20 protein-coding genes are annotated in these 20,219 nt (G+C 69.0%); 10 read left to right on the forward strand and 10 right to left on the reverse strand.

Going from position 1 to position 20,219, the window contains the following annotated elements; translation table 11 throughout:
* Positions 1-20: 20 nt before the first annotated feature.
* From AC1P0E_RS10330 to AC1P0E_RS10340, 3 genes are all read left to right on the forward strand, one after another.
* Positions 21-1,604 (forward strand): lyase family protein, encoded by a 1,584-nt coding sequence (locus AC1P0E_RS10330; protein WP_482745711.1) that lies wholly within the window; start codon positions 21-23, stop codon positions 1,602-1,604.
* Complete coding sequence (gene pcaDC / locus AC1P0E_RS10335; protein ID WP_482741874.1) at positions 1,597-2,838, forward strand: bifunctional 3-oxoadipate enol-lactonase/4-carboxymuconolactone decarboxylase PcaDC; 1,242 nt, start codon at positions 1,597-1,599, stop codon at positions 2,836-2,838. The genes AC1P0E_RS10330 and pcaDC overlap by 8 nt, the downstream gene beginning before the upstream one ends.
* A gap of 86 nt (positions 2,839-2,924) precedes the next feature.
* Positions 2,925-4,079 carry an alkaline phosphatase PhoX gene (locus tag AC1P0E_RS10340; protein WP_482741875.1) on the forward strand — a complete coding sequence of 385 codons (1,155 nt, stop codon included), beginning with the start codon at positions 2,925-2,927 and terminating at the stop codon, positions 4,077-4,079.
* Here AC1P0E_RS10340 and AC1P0E_RS10345 read toward each other — a convergent pair.
* From AC1P0E_RS10345 to dusB, 3 genes are all read right to left on the reverse strand, one after another.
* A complete protein-coding gene (locus AC1P0E_RS10345; protein WP_482741876.1) occupies positions 4,049-5,131 on the reverse strand; it encodes a helix-turn-helix domain-containing protein in 1,083 nt (360 codons plus the stop codon). The two genes, AC1P0E_RS10340 and AC1P0E_RS10345, sit on opposite strands and share 31 nt — an antisense overlap.
* A gap of 453 nt (positions 5,132-5,584) precedes the next feature.
* The gene (gene ppdK / locus AC1P0E_RS10350; protein ID WP_482741877.1) at positions 5,585-8,326 is read right to left on the reverse strand and encodes a pyruvate, phosphate dikinase; all 2,742 of its coding nucleotides are present in this window, start codon (positions 8,324-8,326) and stop codon (positions 5,585-5,587) included.
* Between the two features lie 377 nt (positions 8,327-8,703).
* Positions 8,704-9,843 carry a tRNA dihydrouridine synthase DusB gene (gene dusB / locus AC1P0E_RS10355; protein ID WP_482741878.1) on the reverse strand — a complete coding sequence of 380 codons (1,140 nt, stop codon included), beginning with the start codon at positions 9,841-9,843 and terminating at the stop codon, positions 8,704-8,706.
* Positions 9,844-9,895: 52 nt separating this feature from the next.
* On the opposite strand from dusB, the gene AC1P0E_RS10360 reads away from it, so the two are divergent.
* On the forward strand, positions 9,896-11,350 hold the full coding sequence (locus AC1P0E_RS10360) for an MFS transporter (protein WP_482741879.1): 1,455 nt from the start codon (positions 9,896-9,898) through the stop codon (positions 11,348-11,350).
* Between the two features lie 65 nt (positions 11,351-11,415).
* Here AC1P0E_RS10360 and AC1P0E_RS10365 read toward each other — a convergent pair whose 3' ends face one another.
* The 3 genes from AC1P0E_RS10365 to AC1P0E_RS10375 all read right to left on the reverse strand — a co-directional run bounded on the left by AC1P0E_RS10365 (position 11,416) and on the right by AC1P0E_RS10375 (position 13,496).
* A complete protein-coding gene (locus AC1P0E_RS10365) occupies positions 11,416-11,637 on the reverse strand; it encodes a DUF6243 family protein (protein WP_482741880.1) in 222 nt (73 codons plus the stop codon).
* Positions 11,638-11,813: 176 nt separating this feature from the next.
* Positions 11,814-12,026: a hypothetical protein gene (locus AC1P0E_RS10370; RefSeq protein WP_482741881.1), complete on the reverse strand. Its 213-nt coding sequence runs from the start codon at positions 12,024-12,026 to the stop codon at positions 11,814-11,816.
* A gap of 84 nt (positions 12,027-12,110) precedes the next feature.
* Positions 12,111-13,496 (reverse strand): glycine--tRNA ligase, encoded by a 1,386-nt coding sequence (locus tag AC1P0E_RS10375; protein WP_482741882.1) that lies wholly within the window; start codon positions 13,494-13,496, stop codon positions 12,111-12,113.
* Between the two features lie 167 nt (positions 13,497-13,663).
* On the opposite strand from AC1P0E_RS10375, the gene AC1P0E_RS10380 reads away from it, so the two are divergent.
* The 4 genes from AC1P0E_RS10380 to AC1P0E_RS10395 all read left to right on the forward strand — a co-directional run bounded on the left by AC1P0E_RS10380 (position 13,664) and on the right by AC1P0E_RS10395 (position 16,882).
* Positions 13,664-14,668: a metal ABC transporter substrate-binding protein gene (locus AC1P0E_RS10380; RefSeq protein WP_482741883.1), complete on the forward strand. Its 1,005-nt coding sequence runs from the start codon at positions 13,664-13,666 to the stop codon at positions 14,666-14,668.
* A 35-nt stretch (positions 14,669-14,703) separates the two neighbouring features.
* On the forward strand, positions 14,704-15,480 hold the full coding sequence (locus AC1P0E_RS10385) for a metal ABC transporter ATP-binding protein (RefSeq protein WP_482741884.1): 777 nt from the start codon (positions 14,704-14,706) through the stop codon (positions 15,478-15,480).
* A gap of 8 nt (positions 15,481-15,488) precedes the next feature.
* Complete coding sequence (locus AC1P0E_RS10390; protein ID WP_482745712.1) at positions 15,489-16,397, forward strand: metal ABC transporter permease; 909 nt, start codon at positions 15,489-15,491, stop codon at positions 16,395-16,397.
* Positions 16,398-16,462: 65 nt separating this feature from the next.
* Positions 16,463-16,882 carry a Fur family transcriptional regulator gene (locus AC1P0E_RS10395; RefSeq protein ID WP_482741885.1) on the forward strand — a complete coding sequence of 140 codons (420 nt, stop codon included), beginning with the start codon at positions 16,463-16,465 and terminating at the stop codon, positions 16,880-16,882.
* A 65-nt stretch (positions 16,883-16,947) separates the two neighbouring features.
* Here the strand turns inward: AC1P0E_RS10395 and AC1P0E_RS10400 are convergent, their stop codons facing one another.
* From AC1P0E_RS10400 to AC1P0E_RS10415, 4 genes are read right to left on the reverse strand one after another with little or no spacing between them, the layout of a single operon-like run.
* Complete coding sequence (locus AC1P0E_RS10400; RefSeq protein ID WP_482741886.1) at positions 16,948-17,775, reverse strand: isoprenyl transferase; 828 nt, start codon at positions 17,773-17,775, stop codon at positions 16,948-16,950.
* 19 nt (positions 17,776-17,794) lie between these two features.
* Positions 17,795-18,541 (reverse strand): DNA repair protein RecO, encoded by a 747-nt coding sequence (gene recO, locus AC1P0E_RS10405; RefSeq protein ID WP_482741887.1) that lies wholly within the window; start codon positions 18,539-18,541, stop codon positions 17,795-17,797.
* A 21-nt stretch (positions 18,542-18,562) separates the two neighbouring features.
* Positions 18,563-18,802: a DUF7848 domain-containing protein gene (locus AC1P0E_RS10410; RefSeq protein ID WP_482741888.1), complete on the reverse strand. Its 240-nt coding sequence runs from the start codon at positions 18,800-18,802 to the stop codon at positions 18,563-18,565.
* A gap of 5 nt (positions 18,803-18,807) precedes the next feature.
* On the reverse strand, positions 18,808-19,014 hold the full coding sequence (locus tag AC1P0E_RS10415; RefSeq protein ID WP_482745713.1) for a hypothetical protein: 207 nt from the start codon (positions 19,012-19,014) through the stop codon (positions 18,808-18,810).
* Positions 19,015-19,142: 128 nt separating this feature from the next.
* Between AC1P0E_RS10415 and AC1P0E_RS10420 the strand changes: the two genes are divergently transcribed.
* Together AC1P0E_RS10420 and AC1P0E_RS10425 are read left to right on the forward strand one after the other, a co-directional pair.
* Positions 19,143-19,982 carry a helix-turn-helix domain-containing protein gene (locus AC1P0E_RS10420; RefSeq protein ID WP_482741889.1) on the forward strand — a complete coding sequence of 280 codons (840 nt, stop codon included), beginning with the start codon at positions 19,143-19,145 and terminating at the stop codon, positions 19,980-19,982.
* Positions 19,964-20,164, forward strand: coding sequence for a DUF397 domain-containing protein (locus tag AC1P0E_RS10425; RefSeq protein WP_482741890.1), 201 nt, complete (start codon positions 19,964-19,966; stop codon positions 20,162-20,164). Before AC1P0E_RS10420 ends, AC1P0E_RS10425 begins: the two co-directional genes overlap by 19 nt.
* The last annotated feature ends 55 nt before the right edge of the window (positions 20,165-20,219 follow it).

Raw genomic sequence — 20,219 nt, forward strand, 5'->3', positions numbered from 1 at the left:
ACGTGGCGCTCCTCCAGGCGATGCTGGACGCGGAGGCGGCCCTCACCCGGGCGCAGGGCCCCGCCTGGGCGGGCGAGGCGGTCACGGCAGCGGCGAAGGCCGACCGCTTCGACGTACGCGACCTGGCACTGCGGGCCCGTTCCGGCGGCAACCCGGTGATCCCACTGGTGGCCGACCTCACGGCAGCGGCGGGCCCGGAAGCGGCCCCGTACGTGCACCGGGGAGCGACGAGCCAGGACATCGTCGACACGGCGATGATGCTCGTCGCCACCCGCACGCTCGCCCCGATCACGGCGGACCTGACCCGCACGGCGGCAGCCCTCGCCACCCTGGCGGCGGAACACCGGGACACCCCCATGCCGGGCCGCACCCTGACCCAGCACGCGGTCCCCACCACCTTCGGCCTGAAGGCCGCAGGCTGGCGAAGCCTCGCCCTCGACGCCCACGCCCGCCTGCGGGCCCTCTCCCTCCCCGCACAGCTAGGCGGAGCGGCAGGCACGCTCGCCGCCTTCGGGACAACCCCTGATGACGCCTTCACGGCACCGGGAGGGAACGCGCCGGGGCACGCCCACAGGCCCCCGTCCTCACACTCCACGGGACCGGGAGAGGACGTGCAGGGGCACACCCACAGGCCCCCGGCCTCACACTCCACGGCACCGGGAGGCGACGCGCCAGGGCACACCCACAAGCCCCCGTCCTCACACTCCACGGTGCCAGGAGGGGACGTGCAGGGGCGCTCCCCGCAGGGCGTTGAACGCAACCACCCGGAAGAAGCCGACGTACCCGAACGTTCGACGCCCGAGGAGACGCCCCGGCGCGGCACCGACCACGAAGCCCCGCCCCCCGCACCGCCCCCGGCCCCGCCCCCCGACCCCGGCCTCGCCCTCCTCACCGCCTACGCCGCCGAACTCAACCTCCCCGCACCCACCCTCCCCTGGCACACCCTCCGCACCCCCATCGCGGACCTGGCCACCGCCCTGGCCTTCACCTGCGCAGCGACAGCCAAAATGGCCACAGACGTACTGACCCTCTCCCGCACCGAAATCGCCGAGCTCTCCGAAGGCACCGGCGGCGGCTCCTCCGCCATGCCCCACAAGGCCAACCCCGTCCACGCCACCCTGATCACCGCCGCAGCCCACCAGGCACCGGCGCTGGCGTCCGTACTCCTCACCTCCCTCGCCACCGCCGCCGACGAACGCCCCGCAGGCGCCTGGCACGCCGAATGGCAGCCCCTGCGCGAGCTCCTGCGCCTGGCCGGCGGCGCGGCAGCCCACGCGGCCGAGCTGACGGAAAACCTCCGCGTCCACCCCCACCGCATGCGCGAGAACCTGGACCTCACCCACGGCCTGATCGTCAGCGAGCGCATCGCCGCAGCCCTGGCCCCCGCCCTGGGCCGGGCCCGCGCCAAGGAACTCCTCACCACAGCCTCGCGCCGCACAGCCACCGAGGGCATCCCCCTGGCCGAGGCACTGGCGGAGGCACTGGCCGACGCACTCCCAGCAGACCAGCTGGCCGAACTCACCGACCCCACCCACTACACAGGTTCCGCAGCCGCACTGGTGGACCGAGCCCTGGACCGAAAGCCGGAGCCCCCACGTGACTGACCCACAGAGCCTCCCCCACTTCCGCCTGGACGGCCCCGAATCCGGCACCCCCCTGATCCTCGGCCCCTCCGTAGGCACCTCCCTCGCCGTCTGGGAGCCCCAGCTAGCCGCCCTGGCCCGCGACCACCGCGTCCTGCGCTGGGACCTGCCGGGCCACGGCGGCGCCCCCGCCGAGCTGATCCCGTCGGACGGCACCGCGACCGTCGCCGACCTGGCGGCGCTCGTGCTGCGGGCCGCCGACGCGCAGGGCTGGGAGTCCTTCTCGTACGCCGGTATCTCGATCGGCGGCGCCGTAGGACTCCACCTGGCGACGCACTTCCCGGAACGCGTCACCGCACTCGCCGTGGTCTGCTCGTCGGCCCGCTTCGGTGACCCGGCCACCTGGCGCGAGCGCGCCGCTCTCGTACGGGCACAAGGCACCGAGGCGATGGTGTCGAGCCGCCCGGGGACCTGGTTCGCCCCGGCCTTCGCCTCAACACCGATCGGCCACGCACTCATCGAAGACCTGCGCGCCACCGACCCGGCCGGCTACGCGGCCTGCTGCGACGCCCTCGCGGCGTACGACGTGCGCGGCGCGCTCCCGATGATCACCGCACCGACACTCGTCGTCGCCGGCCGCGACGACCCGGCCACCCCGCCCGCGCACGCCCGCGAGATCGCCGACGCGATCCCGGGATCGAGCCTGCTGGAAATCGCGGGCGCGGCGCACCTGGCCGGCGTGGAGAAGCCGGAGACGGTGACCGCCGCCCTGCTCGCCCACTTCGCTCCGCCGCCCGCCCGGACCGACGCCTCCCGACACGCGGCAGGAATGCGCGTACGCCGGTCGGTTCTGGGGGCGGCCCACGTGGACCGCGCGGTCGGCCGTACGACACCGTTCACGGCCCGCTTCCAGGACTTCATCACGCGGTACGCCTGGGGCGAGATCTGGACGAACGAGACCCTGGACCGGCGCACGCGCAGCTGCATCACGCTCACCGCGCTCGTCGCCCACGGCCACGAGGCGGAACTCGCGCTGCACGTAAGGGCCGCACTGACCAACGGCCTGAGCAGGAACGAGATCGGCGAGGTCCTGCTCCAGACGGCGGTGTACTGCGGAGTGCCGGCCGCCAACTCCGCCTTCGCCGTGGCGCAAGCCGTCTTCGACGACCTGGACCGCCTCGACTACGAAACCGAACAGGACGGCCCGGTCGACCAGGACCGCCCAGTCGATGAGGAGGACCCGGTCGACGACTGATCACCTCCCGCTCACCGGTTGTTGATGCACCGTCAATTCGAGACGCTTACGTTCCGAGGTCACAGTCCCCCATCCTGGAGTGACACATGGAACGTCGTAGCTTCCTGCGCGGCGCTGTCATCGGCACCTCCGCCGCCGCCTTCGGTGGCACCCTCTGGCGCGGCGCCGCGTACGCCGCCCCCGCCCAGCCCGGCGCCGGCCCCTACGGGGCCCTCGGCTCCGCCAACGCCAACGGCCTGCGCCTGCCGGCCGGCTTCACCAGCCGCGTCATAGCCCGCTCCGGCCAGAAGGTCGGCTCCACCGCGTACACCTGGCACAACGCGCCGGACGGCGGCGACTGCTACGCGGACGGCACCGGCTGGATCTACGTCTCCAACTCGGAGATCAACCCCTCCGGCGGCGCCGGCGCGATCCGCTTCTCCTCGACCGGCGCGATCACCGGCGCGTACCGCATCCTCTCCTCCACCCGCCAGAACTGCGCGGGCGGCAAGACGCCGTGGAACACCTGGCTGTCCTGCGAGGAGGTCGACCGCGGTTACGTCTACGAGACCGACCCGTGGGGCGTGAAGGCCGCCGTACGCCGGGACGCGATGGGCCGCTTCAAGCACGAGGCCGCCGCGGCCGACCCCGTACGCAGGACCATCTACCTGACCGAGGACGTCAGCGACGGCTGCTTCTACCGCTTCACGCCCACCACCTGGGGCAACCTGTCGGCGGGCAAGCTCGAAGTCCTGAAGATGGGTTCGGGTACGTCCGGACCCGTCACCTGGGCCACCGTCCCGGACCCGAGCGGCGCCACGGCCACCCGCAACCAGGTCTCGGGCGCCAAGCGCTTCACTGGCGGCGAGGGCTGTTACTACGCCAACGACACCTGCTGGTTCACCACCAAGGGCGACAACCGCGTCTGGCAGTACAACGCGGCCGCCCAGACCATCGAGCTCGCCTACGACGACTCGCTCGTCAACGGCACGGCCCCGTTGACGGGCGTCGACAACGTCACCGGCACGTCCTCCGGCGACCTGTTCGTCGCCGAGGACGGCGGCAACATGGAGATCTGCGTGATCACGCCGGACGACGTGGTGGCCACCTTCCTGCGGATCGAGGGCCAGTCGGGCTCCGAGATAACCGGCCCGGCGTTCTCGCCGGACGGCAGGCGCCTGTACTTCTCCAGCCAGCGCGGTACGAGCGGCAGCTCGTCCGGCGGCATCACCTACGAGGTCACGGGCCCGTTCCGCAGCTGACGGCCCGCCGCCCACGTCACGTCCGACGAAGGTTCGAGCGCTTCCGCCGTGGCGCCGCCCCGCAGGAGGGCGGCGCCCAGTGGCGTCAGGCTGTGCAGCACCGAGTTGCCGTGGCGCAGGGTGACAACCAGGCCCGCCTCGCGCAGCACGCACGCGTGCTGGCTCGCCGAGGCGAGCGACACCCCTGCCCTGCGGGCGAGTTCGCTCGTCGTACAGCCGCCGCCGATGGCGCCCAGGACCGTCGAGCGGGTCTGGCCGACCAGGCGGCCCAGCGGCGGCCCCGGGTCGTCCGCGGGGACCGGGGCGTCGGCGTGGGTCACCGGGTAGACCAGCACGGGCGGCAGTTGCGGGTCCCGGTAGACGACCGGGGTGCCGCGGCAGAAGAACGACGGCTGGAGCAGCAGGCCCCGGCCGCGCAGGTACAGGTCCCGGTCGACCGGATAGTCGGCCTCCAGGACCGGCGGACGCCAGCGCAGCATCGGCGGGAGCGAGGCGAGGAGTTCGTCCGCGCCGCCGTCGAGCAGGGCCCGGCCCCTGGCCGCCCTGTCGGCCTCGACATGGGCCTGGACGTGGGGCCAGTACGGTTCGACGGCCGCGCGGTGGTAGCCGCGCAGAGCGCCGGTGAGGCGGGCCAGGGGCTCGCCCCGGCCGCCGCCGGCCAGCGGTGCCAGGCGCTGCTGTGTCGACGCCGCACGGCTCTGCGGAGCCGTACCGTCGGTCCGGCGGTGGGTGGCGGCGAGCAGGGCCAGTTCGGCACGCAGCCGCTCGGGGGCGGTCGCACGTACCGCTTCAAGTCCCGTCTCCATGCCGCGCGTTCCCTCACGGGGCGTCAGGAAATCGGGAAAATAACCCCTGTTGGGTATCACGGACGCCAGCAGTCGTGTTTCACCGTTCAACCGAGTCCGTGATTCCCGGCGCCATTCTCCGAACACCTTGGCACCGCGCCGGTCTCGCAATCTGTGAAAACTGAGAACCGTTTCCCATAACGCGTCCGGCCGGTCGGACAGCCGAATCCTCGACAGGTCAACACCGGAGAAATGAACACGTAGCACCGAAGCCCCATCTGTTGCATCCGCAATCGTCCCCCACAGCCGAGTATGCATGCAATCACACGCCGTCACCACGGCCTTTCGGCCACAGTTGAAACGCATCGCGCGCTCCCTGTGCCGAACGAAATGCTGTTCCCCGTCGGACACGACACCGGAGTCACCGGAAAGACGCAGCGAAGGCCGTGGGGGGCTTTGCTGGGTCTGGCGGCGGTCGGCGAAGGTAGCGGCTCAGTGTCCGGCGAGGTATCAGGATGTGGTCGTCGGGTGGGGATCCGGCGACCGCATCCTGCCGCCGTTTTCAGGAGAGAATGGCGTAATTCGGCTGGTGTTGCTTTCTGTTGTTTCCTGTACTTCTCAGTGCCTCACAAGCGCTTCAAATCGTATGCACAACAGAGCGGTGGCACCTCGCACGAGGTGCCACCGCTTCTTTGTCGTGCGCGAGTCCTGGCGCGAGTCCTAGCGCGAGTCGCTGCCCGAGGACTGCGCCGCCGCGCGGCCGGCCTCCAGGCGGGCCACCGGGATCCGGAACGGCGAGCAGGACACGTAGTCCAGGCCCACCTCGTGGAAGAAGTGCACCGACTCCGGGTCACCGCCGTGCTCGCCGCAGACGCCGAGCTTCAGGTCGGGGCGCGTGGCGCGGCCGGCCTCGACGGCCGAGCGTACGAGCGCGCCGACGCCGTCCCGGTCGATCGTCTCGAACGGGGAGACCCCGAAGATGCCCTTCTCCAGGTACGCCGTGAAGAAGCTCGCCTCGACGTCGTCGCGGGAGAAGCCCCACACGGTCTGGGTGAGGTCGTTCGTACCGAAGGAGAAGAACTGCGCCGCCTCGGCGATCTGACCGGCGGTCAGCGCGGCGCGCGGCAGCTCGATCATCGTGCCGATGGTCAGCTTGAGGTTGGTGCCGGTGGCTGCCTCGACCTCGGCGATGACCTGGTCGGCCTCCTCGCGGACGATCTCCAGCTCCTGGACGGTGCCGACGAGCGGAATCATGATCTCCGCGCGCGGGTCGCCCTTGGCGTTCTTGCGGTGCGCGGCGGCCTCGGCGATGGCGCGGACCTGCATCGCGAAGAGACCCGGGATGACGAGGCCCAGACGTACACCGCGCAGCCCCAGCATCGGGTTCTGCTCGTGCAGCTTGTGCACGGCCTGGAGGAGGCGCAGGTCGTTCTCGTTCGCGTCCTTGCGGGACTCGGCGAGGGCGACGCGCACCGACAGCTCGGTGATGTCGGGGAGGAACTCGTGCAGCGGCGGGTCCAGCAGCCGCACCGTCACCGGCAGCCCGTCCATCGACTCGAACAGCTCGATGAAGTCGGCCTTCTGGAGCGGCAGCAGCGCGCCCAGCGCCTGCTCGCGCTCGTCGTCCGTGTCGGCCAGGATCAGCCGCTCGACGAGCCCACGGCGCTCGCCGAGGAACATGTGCTCCGTACGGCACAGGCCGATGCCCTGGGCCCCGAAGCGACGGGCGCGCAGTGCGTCCTCGGCGTTGTCGGCGTTGGCGCGTACACGAAGACGACGCACCCGGTCGGCGTACGCCATGATCCGGTGAACGGCGGCCACGAGCTCGTCGGCGTCGTCGGCGCCGGCGTGCATGCGGCCCTCGAAGTACTCGACGACCGGGGACGGCACTACGGGCACCTCGCCGAGGTACACCTTGCCGGTGGAGCCGTCGATGGAGACGACGTCGCCCTCCTCGACGACGATCCCGCCCGGGGCGGTCAGCCGACGGCGCTTGGTGTCGACCTCGATCTCCTCGGCGCCGCAGACACAGGTCTTGCCCATGCCACGGGCGACGACGGCGGCGTGCGAGGTCTTGCCGCCGCGCGAGGTCAGGATGCCTTCGGCGGCGATCATGCCGTCGAGGTCGTCCGGGTTCGTCTCACGGCGGATGAGGATGACCTTCTCGCCGGAACGCGACCACTTGACGGCCGTGTACGAGTCGAAGACGGCCTTGCCGACCGCGGCGCCCGGGGAGGCGGCGATGCCGCGGCCGAGCTTCTGGGTCTTCGCCTCGTCGTCGAAGCGCGGGAACATCAGCTGCGCGAGCTGCGCGCCGTTGACGCGCTGGAGCGCCTCGGCCTCGTCGATGAGGCCCTGGTCGACGAGCTGCGTGGCGATGCGGAAGGCGGCACCGGCGGTGCGCTTGCCGACGCGGGTCTGGAGCATCCACAGCTGGCCGCGCTCGATCGTGAACTCGATGTCGCAGAGATCCTTGTAGTGAGTCTCCAGCGTCTCCATGATCTGCATGAGCTGGTCGTACGACGCCTTGTCGATGTTCTCGAGGTCGGCGAGCGGCACGGTGTTGCGGATACCGGCTACGACGTCCTCGCCCTGCGCGTTCTGCAGGTAGTCGCCGTAGACGCCCTGGTGGCCGCTGGCGGGGTCGCGGGTGAAGGCGACACCGGTGCCGGAGTCGGGGCCGAGGTTGCCGAAGACCATGGAGCACACGTTGACGGCCGTGCCGAGGTCGCCGGGGATGCGCTCCTGGCGGCGGTAGAGCTTGGCGCGGTCGGTGTTCCACGAGTCGAAGACCGCGTTTATGGCGAGGTCCATCTGCTCGCGCGGCTCCTGCGGGAAGTCGCGCCCGGCCTCGTCGGAGACGATCTTCTTGAACTTCCGGACCAGCTTCTTGAGGTCGGCCGCCTCCAGGTCGGTGTCGACCTTGACCTTCTTGGTGGCCTTCGCCTGCTCCAGCGCCTCTTCGAAGAGCTCGCCGTCGACGCCCAGGACGGTCTTGCCGAACATCTGGATGAGACGGCGGTACGAGTCCCACGCGAAGCGCTCGTCGCCGCCGGCCTGCTTGGCGAGGCCGGTGACCGACTTGTCGGAGAGCCCGATGTTCAGGACGGTGTCCATCATGCCGGGCATGGAGAACTTGGCGCCCGAGCGGACGGACACGAGAAGCGGGTTGTCGGCCTGGCCGAGCTTCTTGCCCATCTTCTGCTCAAGGGCGTCGAGGTGCGCGCTGACCTCGGCGCGCAGTGCCTCCGGCGCCTCGCCGCTGTCGAGGTAGACCTTGCACGCCTCGGTGGTGATGGTGAAGCCCGGAGGGACGGGCAGCCCGAGGTTGGTCATCTCGGCGAGGTTGGCGCCCTTGCCGCCCAGCAGGTCCTTGAGGTTCCTGTTGCCCTCGGTGAAGTCATAAACGAACTTCTGACCCTGGGGCTCGGTGGCTACCTGGGGTTCTTTGTTTTCCGACACGGGTCTCGACTCCTCGAGGACGCGGTGGCTGCCCTGACGGCCAGGAACATACCCAGATCGAAGGTGTCTGGGTACGTCCACCTGACTGTCATGCGGCCTTAACCACTCGTCCGCCAGCAGATCGAAAGTGATCAACTCGCCGGAGCCGAGCTGCGCATTCGTTCAAGTATTCAACTCATAACTACGCACAGCGGCGAATCCGGCCGCGACTATCAACGCAGAGTGAGGGATAGTTTGATCGATCAAAACAAAAGAAGGTGGCACCCAGTGCCACCTTTTGAGAGGTGCAGCCCCGCCTGAAGTGCTCATCTGAGCAATGACCACATCAGGCGTGGCGAGGATCACGTCTCAGATGAGACCTCACCGAGACCCGGATCTCAGCCTCCGGACGTGTCCAACTCCGCTTCCGCGCTCACGGCGGAGCAGTCGTAGGGGTCCTTCAGCCAGCCATCCGGCAGGACAACCCGCCCATTGCCGGACGAACGCCCCCGAGGTCCGTCCGCCCCGACCGGCCACGCCTGATCCAGATTTAGGTCGCTCAAGTGAGCGTCCATTTCGTCCAGAGATGAGGAGATCGCAAGCTTCTTCCGCATCTCCGAGCCGACCGAGAACCCCTTGAGATACCAGGCGACGTGCTTACGGAAGTCAATGACCCCGCGTGCCTCGTCCCCGATCCACTCCCCGAGCAGTTCCGCGTGCCTGCGCATCACCCCGGCGACCTCGCGCAGCGTCGGGGCGGCGTACGCGCCCGTACCCTCGAAGCCCGCCACCAGGTCCCCGAACAGCCACGGCCGCCCCAGGCAACCCCGCCCGACGACCACACCGTCGCAGCCGGTCTCGCGCATCATCCGCAGCGCGTCGTCGGCGGACCAGATGTCGCCGTTGCCGAGGACCGGAATCTCCGGCACGTGCTCCTTGAGACGCGCGATGGCGTCCCAGTCGGCCGTACCGCCGTAGTGCTCGGCCGCCGTCCTCCCGTGCAGGGCGATCGCCGTGACGCCCTCCTCGACCGCTATCCGTCCGGCGTCGAGGTAGGTGAGGTGGTCGTCGTTGATGCCCTTGCGCATCTTCATCGTCACCGGCAGCTCGCCCGCGTTGGACACGGCCTCGTTCAGGATGGCCCGCAGCAGCGGCCGCTTGTACGGGAGGGCCGAGCCGCCGCCCTTGCGCGTCACCTTCGGGACCGGGCAGCCGAAGTTCAGGTCGATGTGATCGGCCAGGTCCTCGTCCACGATCATGCGGACCGCCTTGCCGACGGTGACCGGGTCCACTCCGTACAGCTGGAGGGAACGAGGCGTCTCGGACGCGTCGAAGTGGACCAGCTGCATGGTCTTCTCATTGCGCTCGACCAGCGCCCTCGTCGTGATCATCTCGCTGACGAACAGCCCCTTGCCGCCAGAAAACTCGCGGCACAGGGTGCGGAACGGGGCGTTGGTGATGCCGGCCATGGGCGCGAGCACCACCGGCGGCTGCACCGAGTGCGGGCCGATGGAGAGCATGGGGAGCGCGGTGGTCATGGCCCCATTGTCCCGTACGGCGGGAGTCGTCAGTGAGCCGTACCATCCGCGTATGGCCGAGCTCGCTCACCGGCGGCGGTTGCTGGTGCTGGCGATCTGCTGCATGAGCCTGCTGATCGTGAGCCTCGACAACACCGCACTCAATGTCGCCCTCCCTTCCATGCGCGAGGAACTCGGCGCGACGGTCGCCGGGATGCAGTGGACGATCGACGCGTACACCCTCGTCCTCGCCTCCCTGCTGATGCTCGCGGGCTCCACCGCCGACCGGATCGGGCGGCGCAAGGTCTTCAAGGCCGGCCTCGTGCTCTTCACGCTGGGCTCACTGCTCTGCTCCCTCGCGCCGAACCTCGAAGCACTCGTCGTCTTCCGCATGCTCCAGGCCGTCGGCGGCTCGATGCTCAACCCCGTCGCCATGTCGATCATCACCAACACGTTCACCGAGCCGCGTGAGCGGGCCCGGGCGATCGGGGTGTGGGGCGGTGTGGTCGGAATCTCCATGGCAGCCGGCCCGCTGATCGGCGGCCTGCTGGTGGACGCGGTGAGCTGGCGGGCGATCTTCTGGGTCAATCTGCCGGTCGGACTCGCCGCGCTGCTGCTGACCGTCCGGTACGTACCCGAGTCGCGCGCCCCGAAGGCACGCCGCGCCGACCCCGTCGGCCAGCTGCTGATCATCACACTGCTCGGATCGCTCACGTACGCCATCATCGAGGCGCCCGTGGCGGGCTGGACCTCGCCGCTGATTCTGCTGTTCGCGGGAACGGCCGTTTCGTCGCTCGTGTGCCTTCTCGTGTACGAACCGAGACGCACGGAGCCACTGATCGATCTCCGGTTCTTCCGCAGCGCCCCCTTCAGCGGTGCGACGGTGATCGCGGTGTGCGCGTTCGCCGCGCTCGGCGGCTTCCTCTTCGTGAACACCCTGTACCTCCAGGACGTCCGCGGATTCTCCGCTCTGCACGCCGGTCTCTACATGCTCCCCATGGCGGCTCTGACACTCGTCTGCGCACCGCTCTCGGGAAGGCTCGTAGGCAGTCGCGGACCGCGCCTCTCGCTCCTCGTCGCCGGGGCCACGATGGCGGCGAGCGGGGTGCTGTTCGCGGCCTTCGAGGCGGAGACGTCCACACCCCTGCTGTTCACCGGGTACGTACTGTTCGGCATCGGATTCGGCATGGTGAACGCGCCGATCACCAACACTGCCGTGTCAGGCATGCCGCGCGCCCAGGCCGGCGTCGCGGCCGCCGTCGCGTCGACGAGCAGGCAGGTCGGTCAGGCACTGGGCGTCGCCGTCATCGGGGCGGTGCTGGCGGCCGGGGTGCACGGGCGGTCGTACGACGACACCTTCGTCGCGGCGAGCAGGCCGGCCTGGTGGATCATCGCCGGCTGCGGACTGTGCGTGCTGCTGGTGGGAGCGCTGACCAGCGGCCCCTGGGCCGTGAGGTCGGCGAGCCGGACGGCCGCCCGGCTGGAGGAGTCCGCGACGGGCCGGACCTCGCAGGGCGCGGCGCGCTGAGGGCACGCGAACGGGCCCGGACCGCTGCGTGCGGTCCGGGCCCACTGCTGTACTGCTGGCGTACGTCAGCTCTGCGCGTCCTGGGCGTCCTGCCCGCCGTCGGTGGCCGCCTCGCCGCCCTCTTCCCCGGCGGTGCGCTCACGCATCTTGCGCAGCAGCTCGTCCTTCTGCTCGGCGGCGGTCTTGCGGTCGGCGTTGCGCGTGGGACCGTTGTCCGCGAGTTCGGCGCGGGACATCCTCTTGCGCTGCCCGCCTACGCCGAGAAGGTTGTTGCGGCTCTTTGCCACGGGGCTCTCCCGAAGTGATGAGAAGTGATCTGCGGATTCGTCTGGTGGGGGGCGGAGGTGGGATCCGCCGCGCTCTCACTCGTAGATCTGGAAGAACATGCCTGCGACATTACCGGGCCGCCGGGGCGCCCAGCACCAGATTTTCCCGCCATACCACGCCACGCGCGCAGCCGGGCTCAGGTCCGGGAGCCCGCCGGATCCACCGTCGCCTGGTGGGCCTGGGCGAGATGCTCCTCGGCCTTCAGCCACGGCAGGAACTGCACGCCCTTGCGCCAGCCGCACGTCCCGCAGCTCAGCGAGCGCTGTATGCCGGTCCGCCGGACCTGGACCACATGCCGGCGGCCGTGCTGATCCCATCTGCTGACCTTGCTGCCGGTCGTCGAGGGCATCACGCCTCCTTGGTGTGGGTCGGGCCCAGTGTGCACGAAGACCCCGGCTCCGCTGTGCGGAACCGGGGTCTTCGTACGACAGGGTCAGCAGCCGAGGAGGCGGCCGCCCAGGTACGACTGGATCTGGTCCAGCGAGACGCGCTCCTGCTTCATGGTGTCGCGCTCGCGCACCGTCACCGCGTTGTCGTCGAGGGTGTCGAAGTCGACGGTCACGCAGAACGGCGTACCGATCTCGTCCTGACGGCGGTAGCGGCGGCCGATGGCGCCCGCGTCGTCGAACTCGATGTTCCAGTTCTTGCGCAGGTCGGTCGCCAGGCCCTTGGCCTTCGGCGACAGCTGCGGGTTGCGGGACAGTGGCAGGACCGCGACCTTGACCGGCGCCAGGCGCGGGTCGAGGCGCATCACGGTGCGCTTCTCCATGACGCCCTTGGCGTTCGGGGCCTCGTCCTCGATGTACGCGTCGAGCATGAAGGCGAGCATGGCGCGGTTCACACCGGCCGCCGGCTCGATGACGTACGGAGTCCAGCGCTCGCCGGCCTCCTGGTCGAAGAACGACAGGTCCTGGCCGGAGGCCTTGGAGTGCGCCTTGAGGTCGAAGTCGGTGCGGTTGGCAACACCCTCGAGCTCGGAGAACTCACTGCCGCCGAAGTTGAAGCGGTACTCGATGTCGGCGGTGCGCTTGGAGTAGTGCGAGAGCTTCTCCGCCGGGTGCTCGAACCAGCGCATGTTCTCCTCACGGAGACCAAGCTCGCGGTACCAGCTCCAGCGCTGCTCCATCCAGTATTCCTGCCACTGCTCGTCCTCGCCCGGCTTGACGAAGAACTCCATCTCCATCTGCTCGAACTCGCGCGTGCGGAAGATGAAGTTGCCCGGAGTGATCTCGTTCCGGAAGGACTTGCCCATCTGCGCGATGCCGAACGGCGGCTTCTTGCGCGAAGTCTGCTGCACCTGCGCGAAGTTGGTGAAGATGCCCTGCGCGGTCTCGGGACGCAGGAAGGCGCGCGAGCCGGTGTCCTGGGTCGGGCCGAGGTGCGTCTCCAGCATGCCGGAGAACTGCTTGGGCTCGGTGAACTGGCCCTTGGTGCCGCAGTTCGGGCAGTTGATGTCGGCAAGACCGTTCTCGGGGGCACGGCCGTTGTGCTTGGCCTCGTACGCCTCGGTCAAGTGGTCCGCGCGGTGGCGCTTGTGACAGGCGGTGCACTCGGTGAGCGGGTCGGAGAACGTCGCGACGTGGCCGGACGCCTCCCACACCTCGGGAGCCAGGATCACCGACGAGTCGAGACCGACCACGTCCTCGCGCGCGATGACCATGGAGCGCCACCACTGGCGCTTGATGTTCTCCTTGAGCTCGACACCCAGCGGTCCGTAGTCCCAGGCGGCCCGGGAGCCGCCGTAGATCTCACTGCACGGGTAGACGAAGCCACGGCGCTTGCTCAGGCTGACGATGGTGTCGATCTTGTCGGCGGCCACGGTGCTCTCTTCATTACGACGACGACGAACGCGAATGATTCAGATTACCGGCGGTCGTACCCCCCGGATCAAATCGGTACCGGGGTAAGGGATCACAGCGGCGGCCGGACTTACGTCACACCACTCATTATTGACAATCGTTTCCACTTTAGTTGAAAATGGGAGTCATGAACGTACGACGACGCCTCATACCCACCGCCGCCACCGCCGGAGCCGTCGCGCTCGGCCTGATGGCCGTCAGCGCCTGCTCTTCCTCCTCCGGCGCCGCCGACAAGAACGGCGAGGGCAAGCTCGACGTGGTGGCGTCGTTCTATCCCATGCAGTACCTGGCCGAGGAGATAGGCGGCGAGAACGTCGCCGTTTCGACCCTGACGAAGCCCGGCGTGGAGCCGCACGACCTGGAGCTCAGCCCGAAGCAGACCGCCGGGCTCGGCGAAGCGGACCTCATCCTCTACCTCAAGGGCCTCCAGCCCGCCGTCGACGAGGCCGTCGCGCAGTCCGGTGTGAAGAACACCGTCGACGCCGCCGGCCTCACCCACCTCGAAGAACACGGCACCGAGGTCGGCCACGACGAGCACGAGGGCGAAAAGCACGCCGACGAACACGCCGGCGAGCACGCCGAAGAAGAGGGCCACGACCACGCCGACGCCGCCGGCGACCCCCACATCTGGCTCGACCCCGTGAAGTACTCCGAGGTCGCCAAGGGCGTCGGCAAGGCGCTGGAGAAGGCCGACCCCGACAACGCGGCGGCGTACAAGAAGAACACCGACGCCCTGGTCGGCAAGCTCGACGGCCTCCACACGAAGTTCGACAAGGGTCTGAAGAACGCCGACACCCGGACGTTCATCACCACCCACGCCGCCTTCGGCTACCTCGCCGAGCGCTACGACCTCAAGCAGGAGGGCATCAGCGGCCTCGACCCCGACTCCGAGCCCAGCCTCTCCCGCATGAAGGACCTCCAGAAGATCGCCAAGGAGGACAAGGTCACCACGGTCTTCTTCGAGACGCTCGTCAGCGACAAGACCGCCAAGACCCTCGCGGGCGACACCGACCTCAAGACCGATGTCCTGGACCCGCTCGAGGGAATCACGGACAAGTCCAAGGGCGCTGACTACATCGAGGTCATGGAGTCCAACCTCGCCGCGCTGGAGAAGGCCCTCGGCGCGAAGTGACGCAGATCACCCCAGCAGCATCGGAGGCGCGAGCCATGAAGCCAGAGCCAGAGCAGCCGCCCGTCATATCCCTGCGCGGTGCCACGGCCACGCTCGGCTCGCGCCCGGTGCTGCGCGGCGTCGACCTCACCGTGCGCAGCGGTGAGGTCGTCTCGCTGCTCGGCGCCAACGGCTCGGGCAAGTCGACGGCCGTACGCTCCGTGATCGGCCAGGTGCCGCTCACCGGCGGCTCCGTCGGCCTCTTCGGTACGCCGCTGCGCCGCTTCCGCGACTGGTCGCGTGTCGGGTACGTACCGCAGCGCACCACAGCCGCGAGCGGCGTTCCCGCGACCGTGTACGAGGTCGTCTCGTCCGGCCGCCTCTCCCGTACGAAGGTGCGCTGGCCCTCCAAGGCCGACCGCGCCGCCGTGCACCGCGCCATCGAGCTCGTCGGGCTCACGGACCGCACCAAGGACTCCGTGAACGCCCTCTCCGGCGGCCAGCATCAGCGCGTCCTCATAGCGCGGGCGCTCGCCTCCGAGCCGGAGCTGCTGATCATGGACGAGCCGATGGCGGGCGTGGACCTGATCAGCCAGGAGATCCTGGCCGCAACCCTGCGCGACCAGGTAGTGGCCGGTACGACGGTCCTCCTGGTCCTGCACGAACTCGGCGCCCTGGAGCCCCTGATCGACCGCGCGGTCGTACTGCGCGACGGCTGCGTCACCCACGACGGGCCGCCCCCGGAGTCGCTCGGCCAGCACGCGCTGCCCGGCCACGACCACGTACATCCGCACTCGGATTCCGAGCGCGTCCGGACGGGACTGCTCACGTGATCACAGAAATGCTCGACACCGCCTTCATGCAACGGGCCCTGCTCGCCGCCCTCCTCGTCGGCGTCACCGCCCCCGCCGTCGGCATCTACCTCGTGCAGCGCCGCCAGGCCCTGATGGGCGACGGCATCGGCCACGTCGCGATGACCGGAGTCGGCCTCGGCTTCCTGCTCAGCACCAATCCGGTGTGGATGGCAGCCCTCGTCTCGATCGTCGGCGCCGTCGCGATGGAGCTGATCCGCTGGTACGGGCGCATGCGCGGCGACATGGCGCTGGCCATGCTCTTCTACGGCGGTATGGCGGGCGGCGTCCTGCTGATCAACCTCGCGCCGAACGGCTCGAACTCCAACCTCACCTCGTACCTCTTCGGATCGCTCTCGACCGTCTCGGACGAGGACGTCGTAGCGATCTGTCTCCTCGCGGCCTTTGTGATGCTGGTCACGGTCGGTCTGCGCCGTCACCTCTTCGCGATCAGCCAGGACGAGGAGTTCGCCCGCGTGACCGGTCTGCCGGTGCGCGCCCTGAATCTGCTGATCGCGGTGACGGCGGCCGTCACCGTCACCGTCGCGATGCGCGTCGTCGGGCTGCTGCTGGTCAGCGCGCTGATGGTGGTTCCGGTGGCGGCGGCGCAGCAGGTCACCCGCTCCTTCAAGGTCACGTTCGTACTGGCCGTGGTCATCGGTACGGCCGTGACGCTGGCCGGCACGGTGACCTCGTACGAGTACGAAGTGCCGCCGGGCGCGACGATCGTGCTGCTGGCCATCGCCGTCTTCTTCGTACTGACCGCACTGGCCACCCCGCTCGCCCGGCGCCGGGCGAGGGCGCTGAGCGAGGCGGAGGCCGGAGCGGCGGGCGGCTGTAGCGTGGAGGCGGGCAGTCTGCCGGACACCCCCCGCCCCGGCAACGGCGTCAAGGTCTGACCGCCGCTGGGCAACGACCTGGCAGAATGGCCCGACATACGTACGGGCGACCAGAGGAGGCACCTGTGACGACTGCGGGAACCCCATCCCCGGTGCGTGGCCGGTCCACCCGGCAGCGGGCCGCCGTAGCGGCCGCGCTCGACGAGGTGGACGAGTTCCGCAGCGCGCAGGAGCTTCACGACATGCTCAAGCACCGGGGCGACTCGGTCGGGCTGACGACGGTCTACCGCACCTTGCAGTCCCTCGCCGACGCCGGTGAGGTGGACGTACTGCGCACCAGCGAGGGCGAGGCCGTGTACCGGCGCTGCTCCAGCGGTGAGCACCACCACCACCTGGTGTGCCGGGTGTGCGGCAAGGCCGTCGAGGTCGAGGGGCCGGCCGTGGAGAAGTGGGCCGAGGCCATCGCGGCCCAGCACGGCTACGTGAACGTGGCGCACACCGTGGAAATCTTCGGCACGTGCGTGGAGTGCGCGGCGGCTGTCTGACAGCGGTACGAGAGCGGGCCCGCACCAGATCGGTGCGGGCCCGCTCTCGTACGCGTCCGAGGCGCTTACATGCTGCCCGCGGCGAGCTGCTCCTCGTTGGGGACGGCGCCGCCGAAGCGGCGGTCGCGGGAGGCGTATTCGACGCAGGCGCGCCACAGGTCGCGGCGGTCGAAGTCCGGCCACAGCACGTCCTGGAAGACCATCTCGGCGTACGCGCTCTGCCAGATCAGGTAGTTGGACGTGCGCTGCTCACCACTGGGACGTACGAAGAGGTCGACGTCCGGCATGTCCGGGTAGTACATGTACTTCGCGAAGGTCTTCTCATTGACCTTCGCCGGGTCGAGCTTGCCCGCCGCCACATCCCGCGCGATCGCCTGCGCCGCGTCCGCGATCTCCGCGCGCCCGCCGTAATTGACGCAGAAGTACAGAGTCATGGCGTCGTTGTTCTTGGTCTGCTCCTGGGCGACCTGGAGCTCCTGGACGACGGACTTCCACATCTTCGGCATCCGGCCGGTCCACCGAATGCGAATCCCGAGCTCGTCCATTTCGTCGCGCCGACGGCGGATGACGTCCCGGTTGAAGTTCATGAGGAAGCGCACCTCGTCGGGCGAACGCTTCCAGTTCTCGGTCGAGAAGGCGTAGAGGGAAAGGTTCTTGACGCCCATCTCGATACAGCCCTTGAGTACGTCGAGAACGACGCCCTCGCCGACTTTGTGGCCCTCGGTACGCGGCAGCCCGCGCTCCTTTGCCCACCGCCCGTTGCCGTCCATGACGACCGCCACATGCTCCGGCACCAGCTCGCTGGGGATCTTCGGCGGCTGCGCCCCGGACGGGTGCGGCTCCGGCGTTTTGTATTCGCGCCGGTTACGGCCGAGAATCCCGCGTCGTGCCATGAGCTTCGTCTCCCTCAATTCACTTCTCTACGTAACGCAACGAGCGCAGTCCGCGCTCCAAGTGCCAGTGCAGATACGCCGACACCAGCCCGCTGCCCTCCCTGACGTGCCTCGGCTCGCAGGCGTCCGCCGTCTCCCAGTCCCCCGTGAGCAGCGCGCTGAGCAGACCGATGGCCTCCGCCGAGGGTACGACGCTTCCGGGCACCCGGCAGTCGCCGCATATGACGCCGCCCGCCGCGACCGAGAAGAACCGGTTCGGCCCGTGCAGGCCGCAGCGCGCGCAGTCGGTGAAGCTGGGCGCGTAACCGTTGACGGCGAGCGAGCGCAGCAGGAAGGCGTCCAGGATGAGGTTCGGGGCGTGCTCACCGCGCGCCAGGGTGCGCAGACCGCCGACAAGCAGCAGGTACTGCTGTACGGCCGGCTCGCCCTCGTGGTCGGTGAAGCGCTCGGCGGTCTCCAGCATCGCGGTGCCGGCGGTGTAGCGGCCGTAGTCGGTGACGATCCCTCCACCGTACGGAGCGATGGTCTCGCTCTGCGTGCACAGCGGCAGCCCGCGCCCGACCAGCTCGCTGCCGCGCGAGAAGAACTGCACGTCGACGTGCGAGAACGGTTCGAGTCGCGCCCCGAATTTCGATTTGGTCCGCCGGACCCCGCGCGCGACGGCGCGTACGCGGCCGTGACCGCGAGTGAGCAGCGTGATGATCCGGTCCGCCTCACCCAGCTTCTGGGTGCGCAGCACGATGCCGTCGTCGCGGAACAGGCTCATGCGGTCCATTCTCGCGCAGGCTTACGGCTGCCTCATCCATGTCCGCCACGGCCGGACGATGACCTCCTGGTAGGTCAGGTGCGACGGATTCCGCCCGACGTGCCGGAACACCCAGGTCTGCGGCTCGGCAAAGTCCGTACTGGCCTCGGACCCGGCCCCGCAGACCGCGCAGCGCATGGCGTACGTCACAGGCGCGGCGTCCGGCTCCCGGTCCGGCTGGAGGGTCCACGTACCGAAGAGGATCACTGTGTGCGCGGCCATTCCCCTCACCGCCCACGCCGGCTGAGCGCATTGGCCGCCGCGACCTTGGCGTGCATGGTCTCGACGGCGGTCGCGGGTCGCGCGTCGCCGGGGGGACAGCCCCATTCCCGTCCGCCGCCGACGGGCCGGAGCTGAAGATAGGGCCCTTCGTTTCCCACGACGCGTCCGACGCGTCCGGTAAACGTATCGACGACGAACTCACCTTCTCCCATTCCCGTTGACACCATGCGCCCCTCTTTCTCCTTGTTCCGCTGTTTGCGTCTCCACCTTGAGGCCATGAATCTAGAATCGGAAGGGCGACAGGCCCTACAACTCGCCAGCAGTACAAGGGAGTTAACCCATGGCCAACACATCCGGTTCACGGCAGGCCGCGTGGGAATTCTTCGGCGCGGAGCTGAAACGACATCGGGAGGCGGCGGGATTCACGCAGGCGGAGCTGGGCATGCGGGTGTTTGTGTCGGGGGCGTACATCGGGCAGTTCGAACAGGCGATTCGTAAGCCGCAATTGGATGTGGCGGAGCGGATCGACGAGTCGCTACAAACCGCTGGTTTTTTCGAGCGGATGTGCCGAAAGCTCATCAACAACAAGCGGTTCGCGGCGTACTTTGCGGCAGTGGCGGAGCTTGAAGCTCTGGCAACGAAGATCTGCGAGTTCGCACCCACGGTTGTACCCGGCCTGCTCCAGACAGCGACGTACGCGCGGACGATCACCATCGCGACCAACCCGTTCGTGTCCGAGGAGTACGTTGAGGAGAAGGTCACAGCTCGCATAGAGCGAGCGCACATCCTCAAGGACGCCACGAGGCCGGCCTACTGGGCCATCCTGCATGAGCACGCATTGCGCACCCCCGTTGGCGGACCGGCGGCCATGGCTCAGCAACTGGCACACATCGCAACGCTCGCGCGGAGCCGGGCGGTACTGGTACAGGTCCTCCCGACCTCGGTCGGCGCGCACGCTGTCATGAACGGGACTCTGAAGCTGATGGAGTTCGAGGACGCCCCGCCAACTGCCTATACGGAGACCTCGTTTTCGGGGCACCTACTCGACGATCCCTCAGTGGTGAACCGTGCACAGCGCGCCTACGATCTGCTCAGGGCCGCCGCGCTGTCGCCGGAGGCGTCCCTGGCCCTGATCGAATCGGCGGCGGAGGACTACAGACGATGCACGAATACGACCTGAGTACCGCCCAGTGGCGCAAGACCAGCTACAGCAACGGCGAGGGCGGGGACTGCGTCGAGGTCGCCGACAACATCCCCGGTGTCGTCCCCGTCCGGGACAGCAAGAATCCCACCGGCCCCGTCCTCCTCATCAGCGCCGCCAGCTGGGCCGCCTTCATCAAGGCAACCTATGGGCGGCCATAAGCCCCGCTTATGAGGTCATAGGCCGGGGTCAGGTACCTGAACGGGCATTTCGTTG

The sequence above is a fragment of the Streptomyces sp. TRD_SC_5 genome (genome assembly GCF_056836825.1).

What these genes read in the sequence shown, in the direction of transcription:
- AC1P0E_RS10385 (WP_482741884.1), top strand. Translation starts at nt 14,704, where the DNA reads ATGAAGCCAGAGCCAGAGCAGCCGCCCGTCATATCCCTGCGCGGTGCC.
- recO (WP_482741887.1), bottom strand. Translation starts at nt 18,541, where the DNA reads ATGAGCCTGTTCCGCGACGACGGCATCGTGCTGCGCACCCAGAAGCTG.
- AC1P0E_RS10330 (WP_482745711.1), top strand. Translation starts at nt 21, where the DNA reads ATGCTGGACGCGGAGGCGGCCCTCACCCGGGCGCAGGGCCCCGCCTGG.
- dusB (WP_482741878.1), bottom strand. Translation starts at nt 9,843, where the DNA reads ATGACCACCGCGCTCCCCATGCTCTCCATCGGCCCGCACTCGGTGCAG.
- AC1P0E_RS10360 (WP_482741879.1), top strand. Translation starts at nt 9,896, where the DNA reads ATGGCCGAGCTCGCTCACCGGCGGCGGTTGCTGGTGCTGGCGATCTGC.
- AC1P0E_RS10340 (WP_482741875.1), top strand. Translation starts at nt 2,925, where the DNA reads ATGGAACGTCGTAGCTTCCTGCGCGGCGCTGTCATCGGCACCTCCGCC.
- AC1P0E_RS10420 (WP_482741889.1), top strand. Translation starts at nt 19,143, where the DNA reads ATGGCCAACACATCCGGTTCACGGCAGGCCGCGTGGGAATTCTTCGGC.
- AC1P0E_RS10415 (WP_482745713.1), bottom strand. Translation starts at nt 19,014, where the DNA reads ATGGGAGAAGGTGAGTTCGTCGTCGATACGTTTACCGGACGCGTCGGA.
- AC1P0E_RS10425 (WP_482741890.1), top strand. Translation starts at nt 19,964, where the DNA reads ATGCACGAATACGACCTGAGTACCGCCCAGTGGCGCAAGACCAGCTAC.
- AC1P0E_RS10370 (WP_482741881.1), bottom strand. Translation starts at nt 12,026, where the DNA reads ATGCCCTCGACGACCGGCAGCAAGGTCAGCAGATGGGATCAGCACGGC.
- AC1P0E_RS10400 (WP_482741886.1), bottom strand. Translation starts at nt 17,775, where the DNA reads ATGGCACGACGCGGGATTCTCGGCCGTAACCGGCGCGAATACAAAACG.
- AC1P0E_RS10390 (WP_482745712.1), top strand. Translation starts at nt 15,489, where the DNA reads ATGCTCGACACCGCCTTCATGCAACGGGCCCTGCTCGCCGCCCTCCTC.
- AC1P0E_RS10410 (WP_482741888.1), bottom strand. Translation starts at nt 18,802, where the DNA reads ATGGCCGCGCACACAGTGATCCTCTTCGGTACGTGGACCCTCCAGCCG.
- AC1P0E_RS10380 (WP_482741883.1), top strand. Translation starts at nt 13,664, where the DNA reads ATGAACGTACGACGACGCCTCATACCCACCGCCGCCACCGCCGGAGCC.